This is a genomic window from Methylobacterium sp. JK268, assembly GCF_054052225.1.
In genome coordinates this window covers 40,880-61,569 of record NZ_JBSVZN010000011.1, presented here as the reverse complement: position 1 = coordinate 61,569, position 20,690 = coordinate 40,880, and the positions used below count along the sequence as shown (strand labels likewise).

At 70.1% G+C, this 20,690-nt stretch carries 17 protein-coding genes and 1 tRNA gene; 9 read left to right on the top strand and 9 right to left on the bottom strand.

Going from position 1 to position 20,690, the window contains the following annotated elements; all coding sequences use genetic code 11:
• Positions 1 to 214 precede the first annotated feature (214 nt).
• From ACW9J6_RS13760 to ACW9J6_RS13750, 3 genes are all read right to left on the bottom strand, one after another.
• Positions 215 to 2,215: a glycosyltransferase gene (locus tag ACW9J6_RS13760; RefSeq protein ID WP_457117043.1), complete on the bottom strand. Its 2,001-nt coding sequence runs from the start codon at positions 2,213 to 2,215 to the stop codon at positions 215 to 217.
• The gene (locus ACW9J6_RS13755) at positions 2,197 to 3,432 is read right to left on the bottom strand and encodes an HlyD family secretion protein (protein WP_457117042.1); all 1,236 of its coding nucleotides are present in this window, start codon (positions 3,430 to 3,432) and stop codon (positions 2,197 to 2,199) included. The genes ACW9J6_RS13760 and ACW9J6_RS13755 overlap by 19 nt, the downstream gene beginning before the upstream one ends.
• 989 nt (positions 3,433 to 4,421) lie before the next feature.
• A complete protein-coding gene (locus ACW9J6_RS13750) occupies positions 4,422 to 5,303 on the bottom strand; it encodes a ChbG/HpnK family deacetylase (RefSeq protein ID WP_457117041.1) in 882 nt (293 codons plus the stop codon).
• Positions 5,304 to 5,396: 93 nt separating this feature from the next.
• Here ACW9J6_RS13750 and ACW9J6_RS13745 point away from each other — a divergent pair, with 93 nt between their 5' ends.
• From ACW9J6_RS13745 to ACW9J6_RS13730, 4 genes are all read left to right on the top strand, one after another.
• Positions 5,397 to 6,416, top strand: coding sequence for a glycosyltransferase family 2 protein (locus ACW9J6_RS13745; RefSeq protein ID WP_457117040.1), 1,020 nt, complete (start codon positions 5,397 to 5,399; stop codon positions 6,414 to 6,416).
• Between the two features lie 458 nt (positions 6,417 to 6,874).
• Entirely contained in the window at positions 6,875 to 8,404 is a 1,530-nt protein-coding gene (gene murJ, locus ACW9J6_RS13740; protein WP_457117039.1) for a murein biosynthesis integral membrane protein MurJ, read from the top strand.
• Between the two features lie 84 nt (positions 8,405 to 8,488).
• A complete protein-coding gene (locus tag ACW9J6_RS13735; RefSeq protein ID WP_457117038.1) occupies positions 8,489 to 8,932 on the top strand; it encodes a carboxymuconolactone decarboxylase family protein in 444 nt (147 codons plus the stop codon).
• A gap of 7 nt (positions 8,933 to 8,939) precedes the next feature.
• The gene (locus tag ACW9J6_RS13730) at positions 8,940 to 9,836 is read left to right on the top strand and encodes a sigma-70 family RNA polymerase sigma factor (protein WP_457117037.1); all 897 of its coding nucleotides are present in this window, start codon (positions 8,940 to 8,942) and stop codon (positions 9,834 to 9,836) included.
• Here ACW9J6_RS13730 and ACW9J6_RS13725 read toward each other — a convergent pair.
• The 4 genes from ACW9J6_RS13725 to ACW9J6_RS13710 all read right to left on the bottom strand — a co-directional run bounded on the left by ACW9J6_RS13725 (position 9,815) and on the right by ACW9J6_RS13710 (position 15,652).
• Positions 9,815 to 11,152: a TULIP family P47-like protein gene (locus ACW9J6_RS13725; protein ID WP_457117036.1), complete on the bottom strand. Its 1,338-nt coding sequence runs from the start codon at positions 11,150 to 11,152 to the stop codon at positions 9,815 to 9,817. The genes ACW9J6_RS13730 and ACW9J6_RS13725 overlap by 22 nt on opposite strands.
• A gap of 70 nt (positions 11,153 to 11,222) precedes the next feature.
• Positions 11,223 to 12,764, bottom strand: a complete 1,542-nt coding sequence (locus tag ACW9J6_RS13720; protein ID WP_457117035.1) for a TULIP family P47-like protein — start codon at positions 12,762 to 12,764, stop codon at positions 11,223 to 11,225.
• A gap of 29 nt (positions 12,765 to 12,793) precedes the next feature.
• Positions 12,794 to 14,236, bottom strand: a complete 1,443-nt coding sequence (locus tag ACW9J6_RS13715; RefSeq protein ID WP_457117034.1) for a TULIP family P47-like protein — start codon at positions 14,234 to 14,236, stop codon at positions 12,794 to 12,796.
• A gap of 666 nt (positions 14,237 to 14,902) precedes the next feature.
• Positions 14,903 to 15,652, bottom strand: coding sequence for a DNA helicase (locus ACW9J6_RS13710; protein WP_457117033.1), 750 nt, complete (start codon positions 15,650 to 15,652; stop codon positions 14,903 to 14,905).
• Between the two features lie 188 nt (positions 15,653 to 15,840).
• Here ACW9J6_RS13710 and ACW9J6_RS13705 point away from each other — a divergent pair, with 188 nt between their 5' ends.
• Positions 15,841 to 17,019, top strand: coding sequence for a nucleotidyltransferase family protein (locus tag ACW9J6_RS13705; RefSeq protein ID WP_457117032.1), 1,179 nt, complete (start codon positions 15,841 to 15,843; stop codon positions 17,017 to 17,019).
• 119 nt (positions 17,020 to 17,138) lie between these two features.
• On the top strand, positions 17,139 to 18,272 hold the full coding sequence (locus ACW9J6_RS13700; RefSeq protein ID WP_457117031.1) for a L,D-transpeptidase family protein: 1,134 nt from the start codon (positions 17,139 to 17,141) through the stop codon (positions 18,270 to 18,272).
• Between the two features lie 4 nt (positions 18,273 to 18,276).
• Here ACW9J6_RS13700 and ACW9J6_RS13695 read toward each other — a convergent pair whose 3' ends face one another.
• Positions 18,277 to 18,819 (bottom strand): DUF1643 domain-containing protein, encoded by a 543-nt coding sequence (locus ACW9J6_RS13695; protein WP_457117030.1) that lies wholly within the window; start codon positions 18,817 to 18,819, stop codon positions 18,277 to 18,279.
• A 159-nt stretch (positions 18,820 to 18,978) separates the two neighbouring features.
• Here ACW9J6_RS13695 and ACW9J6_RS13690 point away from each other — a divergent pair, with 159 nt between their 5' ends.
• On the top strand, positions 18,979 to 19,218 hold the full coding sequence (locus ACW9J6_RS13690) for a hypothetical protein (protein ID WP_457117029.1): 240 nt from the start codon (positions 18,979 to 18,981) through the stop codon (positions 19,216 to 19,218).
• Between the two features lie 6 nt (positions 19,219 to 19,224).
• Here ACW9J6_RS13690 and lipB read toward each other — a convergent pair whose 3' ends face one another.
• Positions 19,225 to 19,950, bottom strand: coding sequence for a lipoyl(octanoyl) transferase LipB (lipB, locus tag ACW9J6_RS13685; protein ID WP_457117028.1), 726 nt, complete (start codon positions 19,948 to 19,950; stop codon positions 19,225 to 19,227).
• 68 nt (positions 19,951 to 20,018) lie between these two features.
• On the opposite strand from lipB, the gene ACW9J6_RS13680 reads away from it, so the two are divergent.
• Both ACW9J6_RS13680 and ACW9J6_RS13675 read left to right on the top strand, forming a co-directional pair.
• Complete coding sequence (locus ACW9J6_RS13680) at positions 20,019 to 20,324, top strand: FliM/FliN family flagellar motor switch protein (RefSeq protein ID WP_457117027.1); 306 nt, start codon at positions 20,019 to 20,021, stop codon at positions 20,322 to 20,324.
• Positions 20,325 to 20,435: 111 nt separating this feature from the next.
• Positions 20,436 to 20,520 (top strand) — tRNA-Leu (locus tag ACW9J6_RS13675).
• The last annotated feature ends 170 nt before the right edge of the window (positions 20,521 to 20,690 follow it).

Sequence of the window (20,690 nt, the reverse complement as noted above, 5' to 3'; positions counted from 1 at the left end):
TTTGGTGAGGATCAGCGGAGGCCTGATGCCGCCCCTACCATCGCGGTCGTGCGACGGCTCTGTCCAAGCCTCTTCGTGAATGGATCGATGCCGATCGCGCATCGATTCGGCGCGTGGAGGGGGGAGATGGGATCCGTTCGATCAGAGTGGATCCCGTCTCGCCAGGCTCCCGGGCGGAGCGAAGCCGATATCAGCGAGCGCGTGCGCCGGGATTTCAAGCCGATCGTCTCGCGGTCCGGCCGAACATGCGCGACCAGATGCCCCCCACGATCGCGGATTTGTCGAGGTCGTGGATGTCCTGTGAGTAGCCGCCCGTGTAGAGCTTCACGATCATGCGGTCGTGGCAAGTCTCGTCGAGCGTGTAGGAGAACTTGACGGCCGCCGGACCCTTGCGCGTGCGACGGCCGACCTTCTCGACCGTGCAGCGCAGGTGCGGAAAGCGGTCCATCTCGACGATGATCCGGTCCCCGACCTTCACGGTCGGGTCCGTGTCGAATTCCGCGATTCCCCCGTCGAGCGACAGGCTCGTCACCCTGCCCGTCACGGCGCCGTCCTCGAACTCGACGCGCGCGTCCTCGTTCGTCGCGAAGCTGTCGAGCGGCGGCCTCGGCTTCTCGAAGCAGATCAGCGCCGCCACCATCAGCACCAGGATGTTCGCGACCGCCCAGTAGGCCGACACCACGGAGAATTCCCCGCGCCCGATCCGGGACCATTCGGGCACCACGTTGACGACGAGGCCGAGGGCGGTGACGGCGATCCAGAAGGCGATCGAGAAGAACGTGTAGGCGTCGAACTCGGATTCCTCGTTGCCCGAGCCCTTCGGCGTGACCCGGAATGGCACGCCGAACGGTTTGACCAGGCTGGAGATCACCACCGGCAGCATGCGGAAGGTGGCGAAGGCGCCGACCGCCGACGAGACCAGCGGCAGGTAGCGCGTCGGCGTCAGCCAGCCCATCAGCAGGAAGTAGGCGGCGAGCACCGGCAGCTGGTACCAGACGATGTCGGCCGTGCTGGTGAAGTAGAGCGGGGCGGCGCCCGTCCAGAGATAGACGGCGGGCACCACCAGGATGATGAAGCGCACCGTGTACTGGACCAGCCAGGACAGGGGCAGGAACATGAAGCGCTGGAACAGGGTGAGGCCGGGGCCGCGCAGCGGCCCGTTATGCAGGTAGATGGTCTGAATTCCGCCTCGGCACCAGCGGCCCCGCTGCACGAAGTATCCCTTGAGGTTCTCCGCCGCGAGCCCCATCGAGAGCCGCTCGTTGAGGTAGCGCGTCTTGTAGCCCTTGTTGAGGAGGGCGAGGGTGGTGAGCAGGTCCTCGGTGATCGAGTCGTGCGGGAAGCCGCCGATCGTGGTGATCGCCGCCCGCCGCGTGATCGAGCACGAGCCGCAGCAGAAGCTGACGTCCCAGGCGTCGCGCGAGGTGGCCATCTCGTCGAAGAACAGGCGCTGCTCGTCGGGCCAGACCTTCTCCAGGCTGAGATTGGCTTGCACCGGGTCCTTGTTGAAGAAGTGCTGCGGTGTCTGCACGATGCCGATCGTCGGGTCGGCGAAGAACGGCAGCGTCCGCCGCAAGAAATTCTGATAGGGCACGAAATCGGCATCGAAGATCGCGATGAAATCGCCCGAGGACACCGTGAGGCCGTTGTTCATGTTGCCGGCCTTGGCGTGCGAATTGTCGGGGCGGGTGACGTGGATCGCACCCTTCTTCTCGCAGTATTCCCGCAGCCAGTCGCGACGCTTGTCGTCGAGGACGTAGATCGTGAGCTTGTCCTTGGGATAGTCGAGGGCGAGCGCCCCGACGATGGTGCGCTCCAGGACGTCGAGCGGCTCGTTGTAGGTCGGGATGAACACGTCGACCGTCGGGAGCTCGGCGGGATCGCGCGCGAACAGGTCCCTCTCCAGGCGATCGGCCTCGGCAGAGCGGTCCACGGAGCGGCTCATCGCGATCAGGAAGAGCAGGATGTCCGCGAAGGCGCCGAGCTCGACGAGGAAGACGAACCACGTCCAGAAGAAGCCGAAGCTCCCGTTGGCCGGGTAGGGCAGCACGGTCGCGGCGAAGCGCCAGACGAGGTAGCGCAGGGCGACGAGCAGCACGAAGGCACAGGTGACGGCCCGCGACCACGTCGCGCCGCGCGGCCAGTTGAGCGTGAGGACCAGGAAGAACGCGGCGACGAGGAGCGTCGGCGCCAGGGCTACGAGATGCTGAACCACAGGTTCTTCACCCACGACAGGATGGGAATGCCGGCGGTCGCGCGCGCGATGCGGACCTGCACGGTGCGGCCGACCTGGCAGAAATTCGCGTAGTCGGTCTGCATCGCGTTCGGTTCGAGCGCGACCCGGATGCGGGCGTTCTTGCCGCGGCTCTCCGGAGGGACGGCCGCGAGCACGACCTCCTCGACGGCCGCACTGGCTCCGCGCACCGAGACCACCGTGCCGTGGATGATGTCCGTACTGCCGAGCAGCCGCACTTCCGCCCGGTCGCCCGGCTTGATCTGGTCGTAATCGACCTCGTCGACGAGGATGTCGACGAACAGGTCGCGGCAGTCGAGCAGCCGGATCAGCTCGTTGCCGACCACCACGTTCGATCCCGCCACGACGTTGTTGCGCCAGATCACGCCCTCGAAGGGAACCCGCACGCCCGTGGCCGAGAGACTGTCGTTGCGCTGACGCTCGACCTCCAGCTGGCGCTCGAGTTGCTGGATGCGCGCGCGCTCGGAGCGGGCCTGCGTCTCGACATTCGCGAGCTGGATCGCGACCTCGTCCGCGCGCTGCTGCGAGTAGGGCACGTCGTTGCGGCCCTCGCCGACGAAGGTGCCGTGCTTGACGGCCTCAAGCTGCCGGCTGAGGCGCTCCAGCTCGGCCCTGGCGATGGCCTGCTCGCTCACGGCGGTGATGGATGCCGCCCGCGCCGCCTCGACGGAGCTTCCCGCCACCACGCCGGTCGCGCCGAGCGTGGTCTTGCGCGCGAGGTCGGCCGATGCCGAGGCCTGGTTGGCCTGGGCCGCGCTGATGCGCTGCTGGCGGATCGACATCTCCAGCTGGATGTTGGCGATGCTCGCCTGCTGATACTCTCTCAGGCGGCCGTTCAGGTCTTTCCGGAGCGCCGTCAGATTTCCGATCTGAGATTCCAGAGCGCGCAATCGTTCGCGCGCTGCACCGAGGTCGGCATCCAGCTGGGCTTCCGCCGTGCGCGCGATGCGGGAATTTTGGATCGCGAAGAGTTCCGTGTCCTTCGGCACGGAGGTCCCGACCTTCGGCGGTGTTGCGGTGACGACGCCCTCGATTGGCGCCGCAACAAGCGTAAAGCGTGCGTTGACCGTCCCATCAAGGCTCGTATATCCGGTAAAACTTGGCAAAACGGCAAGCAAGGTCGCCCCGAGCAACAGCAGCCCGACGGTGATGCGAACGCCCCGCCTGTTCCATAACATTGCCTGACCCTCGTTCACAACCAAAAGATGCACCCATAACCGTTCATCACGGAATTTGGTTCGATGCCTCTGCGTTGCGCGCGCCAGGGTTCGCACGCGTCACGACCCGACCGGTCCGCCGCGCGCCGTGATCCGGATCCGGGACGGAGGCGGGTTGCTTCATCCGACCGGGCGATGGTCGGTCCGTCGCGGAAAGTTTCTCGGAAACAAAGGCTTGGGGCGAGGTGGTCGGGCGCTGATCGAGGCCGAGGGGCGTCTCGGCGTGGCGGTCTCGCTCCCACAGGGGACGACGTGCACCTCACAAAACTCCCGCCGCGCTGGAGGCGGCACGGCGAGCGACGACGGTGATCGGGAGTTTTGTGAGAGACACTGAGCCGTCCGCGTCCGGCACGGCTTCCGAATTCCGTCACCGTCATGAAGATTTTTTCAACTCGCCTCATAAAATCAAACAAAAGAGAAAGCCGCACTTGCCATTCATCTCACCTTTTCCATTTTCGCGAACCGATCTTTATGAGGCGCCGCCTACATGCGGGGTGAATGGCGAATCGAAGAGCCGGCAGCGCAGGAGACATCCTTTTGGATCAAGCATCCGAGATTGTCGGGTCGGGCCCGGTGCGCTGCACTGCGGACGCGCTCGCATCGCCGATCAGGAGCCTTGCGGTCGCGATCGCCTGGGGCGGCTTCTTCGCATGCTGCGTTGCCGTCGTGCTGTACGACCTCCGATTCAGTGTCTCCGATCACCCGAGGCTGTGGTTGCTGAGTGGCTGGAGCAGCGTCCTGGTGGGGACGCAGTTCGGTCTGTGGGTGCGCACTTGCTGAGCGGTGTCGCGGCGGCCCAGGGCTGACGTCGATCGCAGCTGCGGCCGCGCGGCGCCGGACATCCAGGACGCCGAGCCCCACCATCCGAGATCGGGCGCGCGCTCACGGCCGAACGTTCCGTCCCCGCGCCGCAGGGGGCCGCTTCGGGGCTCGCCCCGTCATCCAGACGGTCAAGCCGGCCGGGTTTCGGCCTCAGTGGGCGCGGGCGGACAGGGCCCCGCCGCGAGCACCAGCCCCTCCCGCTCCAGAAACATCCCGAAGCGCTCCGACGCCAGGTAGGCGAGTTCCGCCGGCCGGCTCTCCACGACGGGATCGAGGGCCCGCAGGCTCTCGTCGGCCTCGCCCGGGTGGCACATCACCAGGGGCGCTGGGCCGAGCGCCGCGAAGGCCCGCTCGAAACGCGCCGCGAACCCCTCTCCGGGCGCGAAATCCGAGAACCCCGAGAAGCCGCGGTTGGTGGCGAAGCCCGCCCGCGTCGCCGCCGCCCGGAAGCCGAGGGCGAGCGCGCACACCAGGGCGGCCTTCGGGGCGGAGGGACGCGCCAGGATCGCCGCGGCTCGGTCGCCGGGGTCGCGCAGCCAGACCCGCGCGGCAAGGCCCCGGGCGGCGAGTTCGCCGAGAAGCGCGCTCCGCACCCCCGGCAGGACGTGGACATGCTGGTGCCCGTCCACGAAGTCGGGCGCCCGCCCGAAGGCCCGCGCGAAGGCGTCGAGCTGGCGGGCGATCTCGCCCGCGATCTCCGCCCCGTCGACCGCCCCGGACAGGCAGGCCCGCATCAGCCGCCCGAGTGCCGGCAGGCGTCCGTCGGGCGCGAGGCGCGGCATCGCCCCGAGCGGCGCCCCGGCGGTGAGCGTGAGATGGAGGCCGAGCCCGATCCGCCCGTCGAGGTCCCGCAGGGCCGGCGCCGCGCCCGCGAAGGCGGGCAGGTTCGTCATCGACCCGGTGGCGGAGAGACGCCCCGCCCGGGCGAGCGCCAGGATGCCGCGGCTGACGCCGGAACTGATGCCGTAATCGTCGGCGCAGAGAACGATCGGTCGCCGTTCAGGTGGCATGTGCGAGAGCATTCCCTTGAGCCGGCGGCCGAAACCGGCTCTTGATCCCCCACGCGCCGGTCCGCCGGCCCCCAAGGAACGAGGGAGGGTATCGTGGAGCTGTTCAGGCCCGACGACCCGATCGACCTCAGCGTCGTCATACCGGTCTACAACGAGAGCGCCAATGTCGGCCCGCTCCTCGCCCGCCTGCTGCCGGTGCTGGAGCGCGTCACCGCCGCCTACGAGGTCGTGTTCGTGGACGACGGCAGCCGCGACGCGACCGCGTCCGTGATCGCCGAGCACCATGCCCGCGAGCCGCGCATCGGCGCCGTCTCCTTCAGCCGCAACTTCGGCAAGGAGGTCGCCATCGCGGCCGGCCTCGACCACGCCCGCGGCCGCGCCGTGGTGCTGATGGATGCCGACCTGCAGCACCCGCCCGAGTTGATCGAGACCTTCGTGGCCCGCTGGCGGGAGGGCAACGTGATGGTCTACGCCCAGCGCGCCGACCGCGACGACGAGAGCGCCATGCGCCGCGGCTTCGCCCGGCTGTTCTACCGGCTCTTCGCCACCTTCGGGGAGATGCCCCTGCCCGAGGGCGCGGGCGATTTCCGGCTCATCGACCGTCGGGGCGTCGAGGTGCTGCGCGCCCTGCCCGAGCGCGCCCGCTTCTCGAAGGGCCTCTATTCGTGGATCGGCTTCCGGCAGGTCGGCGTGCCTTACACGGTGGAGGCGCGCCACGAGGGCGAGAGCAAGTGGAGCTTCCGCAAGCTCTTTCGCTTCGCCTTCGACGGCATCACCTCGTTCTCGACCGTGCCGCTGCGGGTCTGGACGTATCTCGGCGGCGGCATCGCGGCGCTCGCCCTGTGCGCGGCCCTGTGGTTCATCGGCGAGCACCTGATCTTCGGGCCGAGCGTGCCCGGCTACGCCTCGCTGATCGTGTCGGTGATGTTCTTCTCCGGAGTCCAGCTGATGTCGCTCGGCATCATCGGGGAGTATATCGGGCGCATCTTCGCCGAGGTGAAACGGCGCCCGCTCTACGTGGTCGCCGAGCGGATCGGCCCGGCCGCCTCCGGGCACACCGCCCCGTTCCCGGATGACCGCCGCGCTCGCGCCACCTTCACGGGCGCAGTGTAGGGGACGTCGTCGACCTGCGCGCGGGATCCCCTCTCCCGCCCGGGGTTGCGGATCCACCCATCTCCGTTGGAGAACAGGGAGCGGCGGCTTCGCGTCCCTTCCTCTCCCCTCTGCGGGGGGAGGGTGCCCCGCGGCGAGTGCGCAGCACTCGTGCCGGGGCGGGAGAGGGGAACCACGGTGCCGAATTGAACGGAACTGTTGTGATGGGCGCCTGGCTCGGAATCGTCGCGCCGGCCCCTCTCCCGACCCCTGCTGACGCAGGGGCCACCCTCCCCCGCAGAGGGGGGAGGGACGGCGCGGAGATGTCTCCCGAGTTCTGCGACCCCGATGTGTGACCATCGTCGCCCACTCGGGAGAGGGGAGACCGCGCCGCGTCCTCGACGGTTCGGCATCATGAGGCGACGCGTGCATCAACGACTTCCGGCGCGACGGGTCCGCGCCAACGACGAGACTCCCCGATGATCCGCAGCATCCTCTCGGTTGGCGGCTGGACCCTGGTGTCCCGGGCCACGGGCTTCCTGCGGGACGTGCTGATGGCCGCCGTGATGGGCGCCGGGCCGATCGCCGACGCCTTCGTGGTCGCCTTCCGGCTGCCGAACCACTTCCGGGCGATCTTCGGCGAGGGCGCCTTCAACGTCGCCTTCGTGCCGACCTATGCGGGGCTCGACGGGGCCGGCGACCGGGAGGGCGCGCGCCTCTTCGCCGACCGCATCTTCACCCTGATGCTGCTGGTGCAGGTGGCGCTGCTGGCGCTGGCCCTGCCGCTCATGCCGGTCGTGGTGCGGGCGCTGGCGCCGGGCTTCGTGGAGGAGCCGGAGAAATTCGCCCTCGCGGTGGCGCTCACCCGCATCACCTTCCCGTACCTGCTGTTCATCACCCTGGTGACGCTGCTCTCGGGCGTGCTCAACGCCCGGGGGCGCTTCGCCGCCGCCGCCGCCGCCCCGATCCTCCTCAACGTCGCGCTGCTGGCCGCCCTCGCCCTCGCCTTCCTGTTCCCCAATGCCGGCTACGCGGCGGCCTGGGGCGTGGCGGTCTCGGGCGTGCTGCAGTTCCTGCTCGTCTGGGCGGACGCGATCCGGGCCGGCGTCGCGCCCCGCCTCGTGCGGCCGAGCTTCGCCGATACCGGGATGAGCCGGTTCTTGCGCATGCTCGGGCCGGCGGTGATCGGCTCGGCGGGCGTGCAGATCGCGATGTTCGCCGACACGATCATCGCCTCCTTCCTGCCGACCGGCGCGGTCTCGGCCCTCTACTACGCGGACCGGCTCTACCAGCTCCCCTTCGGGGTGATCGGCATCGCGGCCGGCACGGTGCTGCTGCCCGAGATGAGCCGCCGCCTCGCGGCCGGCGACGCGGCGGCCGCCCACGCGGCCCAGAACCGGGCGACCGGCTTCTCCCTCGCCCTCTCGGCGCCCTTCGCGGTCGCCTTCCTGCTGGTGCCGGACCTGATCATGACGGCCCTGTTCCAGCGCGGGGCCTTCGACGCCGAGGCGGCCGCCCGGGCCGGGGCGGTGCTCGCTGCCTACGGCCTCGCGCTGCCCGCCGCGGTGCTGATCCGCAGCATCGTGGCGAGCTTCTACGCGCGGCAGGATTCGCGCATGCCGGTCGTCGCCTCGCTCACCGCGGTGGCGCTCAACGTCGCCCTGAAGGTGGCGCTGACGGGGCCGCTCGGCGTCACCGGCCTCGCGCTCGCCACGGCCGCGGGCGTCTGGGCGAACGTGCTGATCCTGTTCCTGATCGCCCGGCGCCGGGGCTGGACGGCGCCGAGCCGGACGCTCGCGGTCACGGCCTGCGGGGTGCTCGCCGGCTGCGCGGTCCTGGCGCTCGGCACGCTCGGCGGATTGCCGCTGATCGACCGGCTGATGCCCGCCCTGCCGCGCTTCCGCGAACTCGCCGTGCTGGCGGTGCTCGGCAGCTTCGGGATCCTGGCCTACGCGGCGACGCTGCTCGCCGCCCTGCGGCTGTTCGGGGTGCGGCTGCGGCGGGTGTGAGCCGCGCCGTTTTTCCGGCGGCCCGTGTCACATCCGGGACCGGCGCCTCGTCATGGGGATGTCCACCGGGACAGGAGAGACCCCATGAGCCCCCGCATCGCGAACCCCCACGACCTCGCCCCCGCGACCCTGACGGCGATGCTGCAGGTCGAGGCGAGCATCCGGCAGAGCGGCCTCGAGTCGAGCCTGCTCGAACTCGTCAAGCTGCGCGCCTCGCAGATCAACGGCTGCGCCTTCTGCATCGCCATGCATGCCGGCGACGCGCGCAAGCACGGCGAGACCGAGATGCGCCTCTATCTCCTCGACGCGTGGCGCGAATCGCCCCTCTACTCGGAGCGCGAGCGGGCGGCCCTCGCCTGGACGGAGGCGCTGACCCGCGTCGCCGAGAAGGGCGCGCCGGACGCCGATTACGACGCCCTGAGGGCACAGTTCACGGAGGCCGAGCAGGTGCTGCTGACCGTGCAGATCGGCGCCATCAACCTCTGGAACCGGCTCCAGGTCGGCCTGCGGGCCGAGCACGCGCGCTGAGGCCGCCGTGTCGGCCGACGGCGCCACGGCGGCCTTCGAGGCGGAGCGGCCGCGGCTCCTCCGCCTCGCCTACCGCATGCTCGGCTCGCTGGCGGAAGCCGAGGACGTGGTCCAGACCGCGTGGCTGCGCTGGCGGGAGGCCGACCACGGCGCCGTGGCGTCGCCGCCCGCCTACCTGACGCGGGTGGTCACGCGCCTGTGCCTCGACGGCCTGAAATCGGCGCGGGTGCGGCGGGAAACCTACGTCGGCGCCTGGCTGCCCGAGCCGCTGGTCGAGGAGCCCGACGGGCCGGACGCGGACGATCTCACGCTCGCGCTGATGCTGGCGATGGAGCGCCTGTCGCCGCTGGAGCGGGCCGCCTTCCTGCTGCACGACGTCTTCGGGGTGCCGCTCGCCGAGGTGGCCGCCACCCTGGACCGGGAGGAGCCGGCGATCCGCCAGCTCGCCGCCCGGGCGCGCCGCCACGTCCGGGCCGAGCGCCCGCGCTACCCCGTGCCGCCCGACGAGGGCGAGCGCCTGACGCGGGCCTTCTTCGCCGCGACGGCGAGCGGCGATGTCGGGGCGCTGCGGGCCATGCTGGCGCACGACGTGGTGCTGCGCTCCGACGGCGGCGGCAAGGTCATCGCCGTCCTCAACCCGATCACCGGGATCGAGAAGGTGCTGCGCCTCTTCGCCGGCCTGCACCGCAAGCGGATCGCCCCCGGGCGCCTGATCCGGCTCGCGCGCATCGACGGCCTGCCCGGCACCATCAGCGAGGAGCCCGGCGGGATCCTCCAGACCACCGCTCTGGTGATCGAGGAGGGGCGGATCCGCGCCGTGTTCATCACCCGCAACCCGGACAAGCTGCGCCACGTGGCGGCTTTGGTCGCCGGGCCTCCCGATCACACCGATCCCATCATGTAGAAGGCGCCGTTGACCCCCGCCGCCTTCACGTCGAGCGGCCGCGTGCCCGTCCACTGCACCGATTGCGGCGGGTTCTTGGTGATGGACAGGGCGTCGCGGGCGAGCGTGCCGAGCTGGGCCGCGACGCTGTCCGCGATCAGCTTGACCACGAGCTCCGTGATCAGCACCGCGATCGGGCCGAGGAACCAGAAGTACCAGGGGATGTCCGCGGAGTGCTGGCTCTGCGGGTTGGGATCGGGCTCGAAGGCGAGCGTCTGCGTGGCGGCATCGAAGCGGGAGCGGTTGCGCGCCTTCAGCCGGAAGGTCATCGTGATCCCCGCCTTGAGGTCGCAGAACCCCTCGACCTGGGTGACCAGCCCCTCCCCGTCCGTCGCCACGGCCAGCGCGCGGATGACCGGGTGGTAGGTGATCGCCCCCGACTTCACCGCGATGGTCTCGAAGGAGCGGACGTTGCGGATGGTCCGTGCGGCCTCGTCCAGGCGGAAATCCGCCGGGGAGGCCTGGTAGGCGGTCGGCAGGAACGGCAGCACGACGTTGCGGAGGAACAGGAGGTCGGAGATCAGGTAGCTGCCGGAATGGCCGCCCCCGATCGCCGCCTGGTCGATCGTCCGCTCGAGCCGGTCGATCGGGCGGGCGGTGGTGACGCTGAGCACCGCCAGGTAGCCGTGGGGCGCGCCGATCTTCTCCATGTAGGCGTAGTCCGACGCGACCGGCGTGAGCCAGGAATTGGTCCCCGGCGGCACCAGGTTGATGCTCGCGAAGGCGAAGGCGATCTGCCCGGCCTGGCGCACGACGGCTTCGGCGATCGCGGCGCCCAGGAGCGCCCTCTGGCTGGCGCTCAGCCTCCCACCCGGGTCGATGATGGTCACCGGCGTGACGAAGCCCGGCGTCCCGGATTCCGCCGCCGAGTGGGCGACCTGCTGCAGGAAGAAGGCGAGCACCTGCGCGGAGGCGTCGGGCTTGGGCAGGACGCGCAGGAACACGGACAGGACCACCGCGACGCCGTCGAGGGCGATCGCGCCGGCCTGCTGCGCGAGCGAGGCGAGGTCGGGCACCATCGCCCGGACGTGGTCCGGCAGGCCGAGCGGCCCGATCGTCAGCGTGCCCTCGGCGATGGTCAGGCGCAGGAACAGCAGCTTGTCGTTGCCGCCCTCGACGACCTCCCAGGACCGGAAGCGTCCCGACGCGCTGACCGCCGGATCGGACCCCAGATCCACCGCGAAGGTGGGGATCAGGGACTGGAGGTTGTTCGCGAGCGTCTGGTTGATCCGGTCGTTGTCGATGACGAAGACGGTGTCCCAGCCGAACGTCTGCATCGTGGGTCCCTCCCCGCCGCGAGGGGCGACCGGCCGGGGGACGGCGGCACCTCCCCCGGCCGACGCACCGTCAGAACGCGAACTGGGGATCGCCGCCGAGCTGGAAGGCGCCGTTCAGCCCCGCCGAGGTGAGCTTGAACGCCTTCGAATCCGGCCAGTGGACCGGGGAGGTGCCGTTCGCCACCATCACCGTGATGGTCGGCAGCGCCTTCGCGGCGTCGCCGCCCGCCACCAGGGCGATCAGCTCGGGCGTCGCCGCCGCGAGGCCGGCGATGATCAGGATGATGATCACCGCGATGATCCGGGGCACCGTGGCCGTGATGATCCGCCCGGCCACCCCGGCCGCCACCGCGCCGACGATCGACACGATGATCTCCGTGACGGTGACCCAGGTCTCCTTCTCGATCCACTGGTTGCGCACCGGATCCTTCGATTGCTTGAAGTCGAGGGTCTGCGTCCCGTCCGGTTTGTCGATCAGGACGATCTTCTGGTAGCTGATCGTGTCTACCCAGGCGACGATGCCTGGGGAGATGTCGATGCTCGTGCGGGTGTGGATCTGGACCTCGTCGCCGACCACCTGCAGCTCGAAGATCTGGACGTAGGGTGTGTAGTCGATGAGGCCGCTGCGCACCGGCGCCATCTTGAGCGGGCCGGTATTGACGATCATCTGGTTGTTGGCGGTGACCTTGAAGCTCGCGGTGGTGGCGCCTTCGAAGCCCTTGTACAGGCCGGGCAGGACGACGTTGTTGAGGAACCGGCTCATGCTGATGTTGAGCCCGGACCGCTGACCCTTCGGGATGGAGTTCGGCGCCAGCTGCTTGCTCAGTCCCTCCGGGCTGGTGTTGGTGGTCATGTTCAGCACGCCGAACACGCAGTCCTCTTCCGGCGCCTTCGGGTCGACCGGCTCGAAATACGCGTAGCTGGTGCAGGTCGGCTTCAGCCACTGGAAGTCGCCCTCGGCCGCGATCTCGTTCACGTTGACGGACGCGAAGACGTGGGAGAACCGGCTGAGATTCTTCAGGAACCACGTCTGCATGGCCTCCTTCATCAGCGCCTGCGTGAAGACCGAGGGCTTCGGATCCGGGAACGTCATGTTCTGGATCACGACGGCCGGATCCTCTTCGCTCCGCGATTGATCGTCGGCGTGCAGGTCGAGGGTCTCCTGGATGGGGTTCTCGGCCTTGGGCGCCACGGCGGAGAGGTATTTCAGCTTGATCGAGATGTAGACCTTGGCCCCATTCATCGAATAGGTTTTCGTACCGGAGGTCATGGTTCCCGCGGCGATGGGGATCACCATGAACAGGATGCCGCCGCTGCCGCCGCGCGCGAGCTGCCAGCTTCCGAACGTGCCCTTGACGCCGTAATTCTCGTCGGGATCGACCATGATCTCGAAGTCCAACGGATACTTGCCGGACTTCGTCAGCGCCTTGTTGACGTCCGGCAGCCGGATCGCGAAGGTGGTGTCCCAGCCGAGGGTGGTGGTCTCCTGGCTGGTCTCGGCCGCGGTGAGCGCGGGCCGCGCGCGGAAGCGCGTCCAGCTCCGCGGCTGGGGCGACAGGCCCACCTCCTCGAGGGTGCGGGCGAGCCGGGGATGGGTGAGGGTCTCGGTCATCGGGAATCGCCTCTCGTGTCAGGGGCCGGTCAGAAGGAGAAGTTCGGGTTGCCGCCGAACTGGAAGGCGCCGTTGAGGCCCGCTTCCGTCAGCGTGAACCCTCCCGCTCCGGGCCAGGACACCGGGTCGGTCGCGCCGGTCGCGAAGGGGCCGATCGGTGGCAGCACCTTGGCGGCGCCGCCGCCCGCGACCTCGGCGATCAGCTCGGGGATGAGCGCCACGACGCCCGCCACGACGGTGATGATCACCGCCGCGATGACGACCTTGGCGGTGTCCTTGAACGCTTCCGAGGCCGCCCCGGCGACGCTCCCGACGAGGGCGACCACGATCTGCGTGATCTTCACCCCGTCATCGACCTCGATCCAGTGGTGGCTCGCCGTCGGCCGGGCCTCCTTGAAGTCCAGGGTGTGGCTCCCGTCCGGCTTGGTCACCAGGACGATCGTCTGGTAGGCGACGGCGTCGACGATGGCGCGGATGCCCGGCGAGATCGGGATCCGGGTCCGGGTGTGGATCTGCAGCTCGTCGGCCACCACCTGCAGCTCGAAGAGGTCGACTCGCGGCGTGTAGGTCGTCCCGTTCACCACGATGCTGTTGACGTCGAAGCTCGCCGTATTGACGATGACCGTGTTGCCGGCCTTCAGCGAGAAGCTGGACGCGGTCGCCTTCGGGAAGGCCTTGATCAGGCCGGGGAGCACGACCTTCTCGAGGTAGCGCGGCAGGCCGACGGTGAAGCCCGCCCGGCTCGCCGGCGGCACGCAATTGGGGCCGAGCTGGTTGGGGAGCCCGTCCGCGCTGCGGTTGTCGGTCATCGCGATGACGCCGAAGAAGCTGTCCTCGTCCGTCGGTCCGTCGAGATAGGCGTAGCCGGTATAGGTCGGCTTCAGCCACTGGAAGGCGTCGCGGGCGATCTCGTCGAGCTTGATGCCGGCGAAGACGTGGGAGAAGCGCCGGATGTTGGCGTTGAACCACTGCTCCAGCCCCGCCTTCATGAGCAGCAGCACGTAGGGCGACGGCGTCGATGCCGGATGCTCGAGCCCGTGCAGGACCACCGCGGGATCGGCGTCGCTGCGCGGCTCGGGGTTGACCACCAGCCAGAGCGCCTCCGTCTGGGATCCGGGTGCGGGCGTCCGCGCGAGGCTCGGCGCCACGTAGTGCAGCTTGATCGACACGATCGCGGTCGCCCCGTCCATCGGGAAGTGCCGGATCTCGCCCTCCTCGCGGATCGTCATGACGCCGGACTCGATCGCCACCGCCATCATGACGATGCCGCCGCTGCCGCCGCGGATCAGCTGCCACGGCCCGAAGCGGCCCTGCAGCGTGTAGTCGTCCTCCGGGCTGACCGTGATGTCGAAGCCGGTGGGCCAGCTCTTCTTCGTCGCGATCGCCGCGTTGACGTCGGGCAGGCGGATCGCGAAGGACGTGTCCCAACCGAGCGTCGATGTCTCGCCGTCCAGGAAGTCTCTCGGCATCATGTCCCGGGTCCGAAAGGCCGGGGCGCAGCCGGTTTCGAGTTCGGGGAGGCCGAGTTGTCGTCTCGATGTGGCGGTTTCGGGATCTAAGTCCAAGACAAGCGTCATGAGCCTGCACCCTTCTGCGCGTTCGATATGCCGATTTTTGGAAATCTCTCTTCGAGCAGGTGATTTGAGTTTCCGACGCCCTGCTCCCTTTCACGGTATGACTGATGGCTGGACACTTCAACTACAAAAGCCAGTAATTTTTTAGGGCGGAAATCGGAAGGTGTTTTTCAAAATATCTCAGTACAACCGTTCTTATGATTCATTTATATTGATCTCGCGCCCTTATACGACCGTAGGTTGTGTTATTGAGGGAGCCAAACTATGTCGGACATTACGGACACTGATCAGTCCGCGGGTGCCGCGACCGGGTCGGCGGTCGACGATCTGCGCTCCGTTCCGTGATGGTGTCGGTGTCCGGAGGGCCGGGCCGCCCCCCGGGCGGCGGAGCATTGCCGGCTCACGCGCCGCGCACCTCCGGCATCCCGCGGCGTACCCTGGCGGATGATACCGGGAGCGGTGCGCCCGCGGGGGAATGCCCCTCGTCCGGACGGGAGCAGCCACGGCGGCAGACGATCGGGCAGGAGACGCCGGACGATCCCGGCCTGCCGCCGCGGGGCGCTCCTATCCGGGCCGGGCGGCTCCGAACCGCACCGTGCCGCCCTGCAGGAAGCAGGTCTTGTCGAAGAGCCGCAGGTCCGCCGGGTTCGGCAGGCGCACGTCGTCGAGGTCGGGACAGGGTTTCTGCGCCGGGTTGTAGCGCCGGTCGATCTGGGAGATGACCGTCACGATCAGCCCGCGGTCGCGCGCGAGGGATTTCAGGGCGGCGAGTTGGCTCGCGAGGTCCGGATTCTCCCGCCGCTGGTCGAGGACCTGCAGGTAGTCGACGACGACGACGTCGCCGCGTCCCGCCTCCGGCAGCGTCGCGGCGATGTACCCGGCGCTCACCGCGTCGGAGCAGTCGAGCATGAGACGGTCGCTCACCGGGTCGGGCTCCGCCCCGATCGCGGCGAGGCGGTCGCGCACCTGCCGCTCATTGTCCACCAGGGTGAAGAAGGCCGCTTGCCGCCCGGCCTTCACCGCCTCGACGGCGAGGGCGAGGCTCAGCCGGGTCTTGCCATGGCCCGGCCGGGCGCCGACCAGCAGGAGGTCGCCCGGATCGAGCCGGGCGAGGAGGCCGTCCGCCGGAACGGGGAGTGGGGCGGTGGCCTCCGCTTCCATCTCGGCGGCGAATCGGGCGACCAGCAGGCTCCATCGCGCGAAGCCTTCCCGCCGGGCGACCCGGTCGAGGGCGTCGTGGAGCGGGATGCCGTCCCGGCGGGACAGGCGCTTGGCGGTGCGTTTGAGGCCGTGGATCGGCGCGGACAACAGCATGCAACCCTCCTCGCGAGGGCGTCGCACTCCCTCCTCATGCGGCCTGCTCGCCAGGATGGTTCGGCGGTCCGGGAGCCCTGTACGGCGGTACTGCCCCGAGCGGAGGGGGGACGCGTGGGCTGCGCGCGACTCGGATCATAGCGCGGCCGTGCCGCGTGGGGAACCGGCCGGGCGCCCGGGCGAACCCCATGCGGACGTGCGCCGGACGCCACGGTGCCTATATATGCAAAAACCGGATTTTGCATATATACGTCATGGACGCGCTTCCGCTCGCACATCACACCCTCTTCGCCGACCTCCAGCAGCGCTGCCTGGACGCGCTGTTCGACGCGCAGTTGCCGGAGAACGGGTCCTTCACCCAGCGCCACCAGAACGGCCGGTCCTACTGGTACTACATGGGCTACACCCCGGGGGACGAGGGGCGGCGCTACGCGAAGTACGTCGGACCCGTCGACGATCCTGCGGTCTCTGCCCGGGTCTCCGCCTTCCGGGACGCCAAGACCGGCTATCGCGAGCGGCGCGATCTCGTGCGCGCTCTGCGGGCCATGGGCCTGCCCGCACCGACGCCCTTCGTCGGCGACGTGGTCGAGGCGCTGTGGAAGAGCGGCTTCTTCCGCCTGCGCGGGGTGCTGGTCGGTACGGTGGCATACCAAGCCTATGCGGGCCTGCTCGGTGCCCGCCTGCCCGATGCGCACCTCGTGACGAGCGACCTCGACGTGGCGCAGTTCCACGCGATCTCCGTCCTCGTGGATGACACCATGCCGCCTGTGCTGGAGGTGCTGAGACAGGTCGACGCGACGTTCCGGGAGGTGCCCCATCCGAGCGACCGCAAAGGTGTCACCGCGTTCATCAATGCCCGGCAGTTCCGGGTCGAGTTCCTGACGCCGAACCGCGGAAGCGATGCGTTGAGTGCCGCCGCCTCACGGATGCCGGCGCTCGGCGGCGCATCGGCACAGCCGCTGCGCTACCTCGATTTCCTGATCTTCGCGCCGGTCCGCTCGGTGCTGCTCCACAAGGGCGGTATCCCGGTGACGGTGCCGGCGCCGGCACGGTTTGCCGTCCACAAGCTGATCGTCTCCCGCCTGCGGCGCGAGGATCCGGCGAACGCCGCCAAGTCCCGCAAGGATGCGATGCAGGCCGAGAGCCTGATCGAGGCGCTTGCCCTGGCTTCGGAGAGGGAGGCCCTCGCCGATGCGTGGATGGAGGCGTGGGACCGCGGGCCGCGCTGGCAGGAGCACCTCCGTGCCGCCTCGCGACGCCTCGCTTCGGCAGCGAACGCGATCCTGCGCGAGGCCGTCACGGCGTCCTGTCGCGAGACTGGCACCGCGCCGGCGGATTACGGATACCCCTCCGCCGGGGAATCCTAACGTCAAGAGCACCACATCCCGCGTTGCCGCGCGGTCCGGCCGCCCGCGCCAGCCGCCGCAAGATCCCCATAATGGCCTGCCAGGGAGCGGGCCGGCGCGGCGGGGGAGCGGGACGGCGAATGGCGAGGCGGGCGCGTGTCCTGGCGGTCCTTGTCTTCGCGAGCCTGGCGCTGCTCCCCGCGGCCTCGGCGCCGGCCCTCGCGGTGCCGAAGGCCCTCACCCCGATCCCCGCCCCGACCCTCGCCCTGATGACCGCGCGGGGCACCGATCCGTCCGCCCCGATCCTGATGCGGGCCTACAAGAAGGAATCGGAGATCGAGGTCTGGCAGCGAGGGACGGACGGGCGCTACGCGTTCCTCAGGACCTTCCCGATCTGCCGCTGGTCCGGCCAGCTCGGCCCGAAGCTGCGGGCGGGCGACCGGCAGGTGCCGGAAGGCTTCTACGCCATCCGCCCGCAGCAGATGAACCCGAACTCGCACTACTACCTGTCCTTCGACGTCGGCTACCCGAACGCCTACGACCGCGCCCATGGCGGCACCGGCTCGGCCCTGATGGTGCACGGCACCTGCTCGTCGGCGGGCTGCTTCGCGATGACGGACCGGCAGGTCGCCGAGATCTTCGCGCTGGCCCGCGAGGCCTTCGCGGGCGGGCAGGCGGCCTTCCAGTTCCAGGCCTATCCGTTTCGCATGAGTGCCGAGAACCTCGCGCGCCACCGCCAGGACCCGCATATCGGCTTCTGGCGCCAGCTCAAGGAAGGCGCGGACCGCTTCGAGGCGACGGGCCTGGAGCCCATCGTCGCCGTGGTGGGCGGCCGCTACGTCTTCGCTCCCTACCCGGACCCCACGGCGGAGGCGGCGGCCCTGGCCCGGCGGGGCCAGGAGGAGGCGCGCATCGGCGACCTCGTGATGCGGGGAATCGAGGGGGTGCGCACCACCTACGCGGATGGCGGCCAACACCCGGTCTTCGCCGCGCTCCTGCGCCGCGGCGCCTCCCTGGGCGAGGTGAGCCGCCCGGAGGCGCTGGCCTTCGCCGGGCAGGAGGTGGTGACGCTGCCGGCCCGCCGCGTTCCCGCCGCGGCCGTGCCGCCCGCCCCCGCGCCCGTCCTCGTCGCCCTGCCGGTCATCGGGACCGAGCCGTCGCTGTTCACGCGTGCGCGCCTTGCCGAGGCGGCGACGCGGCTCTCCCTCACCACCCCGCCCGGCGCCGGGCGACCGCTCTTCGTGACCGCGCCGCGTCTCGCCGCCCTTCCCTGACCCGTCATCGCCGGGCCGCCCGCCACACCACCAGCGGCGCGCCGAGGGGGACCCGGTGCCGCCCCCGGGCGAGCGGGTGGATCGGCGCGCCCTCCGCCGTGAGCCCGAGGGCGTGGAGGTCGCGGGCGCCGTCGCCCGACAGGGCCGCGACGACCCGGTCCCGATGCGCCCCATCCTCCAGCAAGAGGCCCCAGGCGACGATGATCAGCGGCGCCGCCGCGGCGAGCGCCCGGATGCGCGCGAGGTTGGCCTCCCGCCCGGCTTCCCGCGCCGCCGGATCGAGCCCCGCGAGCCAGCGGCGCAGCTCCGCCGGGTCGGGGGCGATGCGGTCCTCGGCGTTGACGAGCGTGTAGCCGCCGATCCCCGGGCGGTCCCGGAGCAAGGCGCGCAGGCGGCAATTCGTCGGGTCCTGGCGCGCCGCGTCGGCCCGGCTCGGATTGGCCGCGCAGACGAGCGCGCGCGGCGCGTCCGACCACCAGCGGTCGAGACGGTGACGGTGCAGGCCGCAGGGGCTGAACGCCGCCGTGCCCTCGATCACGCCCTGCATCGCCCCTCCCCGCAAGGTCGAGACGCCCTCCAGCGAGGGTGATTCGCGAGTCCGGCGGCAGTGCCGGCTTGGCCGCGGGACGGTCCCGACGTCCGGCGGCGTTCCGGAACCGGAGGTGGCCGCCGGTCATTTCTTGGGCAGATCGGAGAAACACCTGTCATGAAGCTCATGAACCGACGAACGACCCTGGTGCTGAGCCTGCTCGGCGCCGCCCTTCTGGCCCAGGCCACTGAGACGCCGCAGAAGAGCCGCGAGCAGGCGCCGAACATGCCGGCCCCGCAGCAGACCCTTCCGGAGAAGGTGCGGCCGACCGAGCCCGGCACTACCGGGACGACCGCGCCGCGGCCCGGCAGCGAGGACCAGACGGCGCCCAGCAACGCCGGTGCCCACCGCACCTGAGGCTCCTCAGGCGAGGAGCGTCGGGCCGACGGGGAGCGTCGGGCCGAACACCTCCTCGAAGCGGGCGCGCAGCACCGCGTCCACCTCCGGCATCGTCACCGGGCGGCCGAGATCGACGAGGCTCGTCACCCCGTGCCCGCGCACGCCGCAGGGCACGATGCCGTCGAAATGGGTCAGGTCCGGCTCGACGTTCAGGCTGATGCCGTGGAACGTCACCCAGCGGCGCACCCGGATGCCGATCGCCGCGATCTTGTCCTCGACCCCCTCCCCCTTCTCCGGCCGGCGCACCCAGACCCCGACGCGGTCCTCGCGGCGCTCGCCCCGCACCGTGAAGGCGTCGAGGCTGGCGATGAGCCACGCCTCCAGGGCCGCCACGTAGAGCCGCAGGTCGGGGCGGCGGCGGTTGAGGTCGAGCATCACGTAGGCCACGCGCTGACCCGGCCCGTGATAGGTGAACTGCCCGCCCCGGCCGGTCCGGTGCACGGGGAACCGCTCCGGCGCCACCAGATCCTCGTCCCGGGCCGAGGTGCCCGCCGTGTAGAGCGGCGAGTGCTCGACCAGCCAGACCCGCTCGCGCGCCTCGCCCCGCGCGATGGCCGCGACGTGGGCCTCCATGGCGGCCTCGGCGGCGCGGTAGGGCGTGTATCCGTCGCTCACCACCCACTCGACGGGGGGCGCCCCGGGCACCGGGAGCAGGGCGTGCGGGGCGACGGCGAGGCGGTCGTTTACCAAGGCTTCACCATGCGTGGGGAAAGCTCGCGCGGCGGGCGCGCCGTGCGGCGCGGGACGGGACGGGGCACGTGGCGGTACTCGAAGAGCTGAAGGTTGATCTCACGGTCGTGCTCGGCCGCACGCGGATGCCGATCCACATGCTGCTGCGCATGGGGCGCGGCGCGGTGATCGAACTCGACGCGACCGACTCCGATATGGTCGATATCCTGGCGAACGACCACCCGATCGCCCGCGGGCAGATCGTGGTCACGGGCAACCGCATCTCCGTGGAGGTGACCGAGCTGATCCACAAGGCCGAGGTCGTGCGCGAGCCCGGCGTGCGGGTCGGGGACGGCGCCGGCGCCGCCCTGAGCGAGGCCCCCGAGCCGCCGTAACGATTTTCGCGCCGCAGCGCTTGTGACCCCGGATTCGATCTGCTATCAGCGGCGCCGCTTCAGACGGGTTTCAGCCCCACCCCGCCGGCCAGGCCGACGAGGAAGCACTCCGCGGCCGTGGCGGAATTGGTAGACGCGCTAGCTTGAGGTGCTAGTTGGGCAACCAGTGGAGGTTCGAGTCCTCTCGGCCGCACCATCCTGAAAACCGAGGGTTTTCCGGGATGGATGCCTGAACTGAGGTCAACGCCCCGACCTCGTTTTTGCAAATCGTTTTGCAGAATTTGCCGCGACGAGGACTCGGTTCGTTCCTCCGCAGGCGCATACCCGATATCCGGAATCAGCCCCCATCCGTCGGCTCTCGCCCGT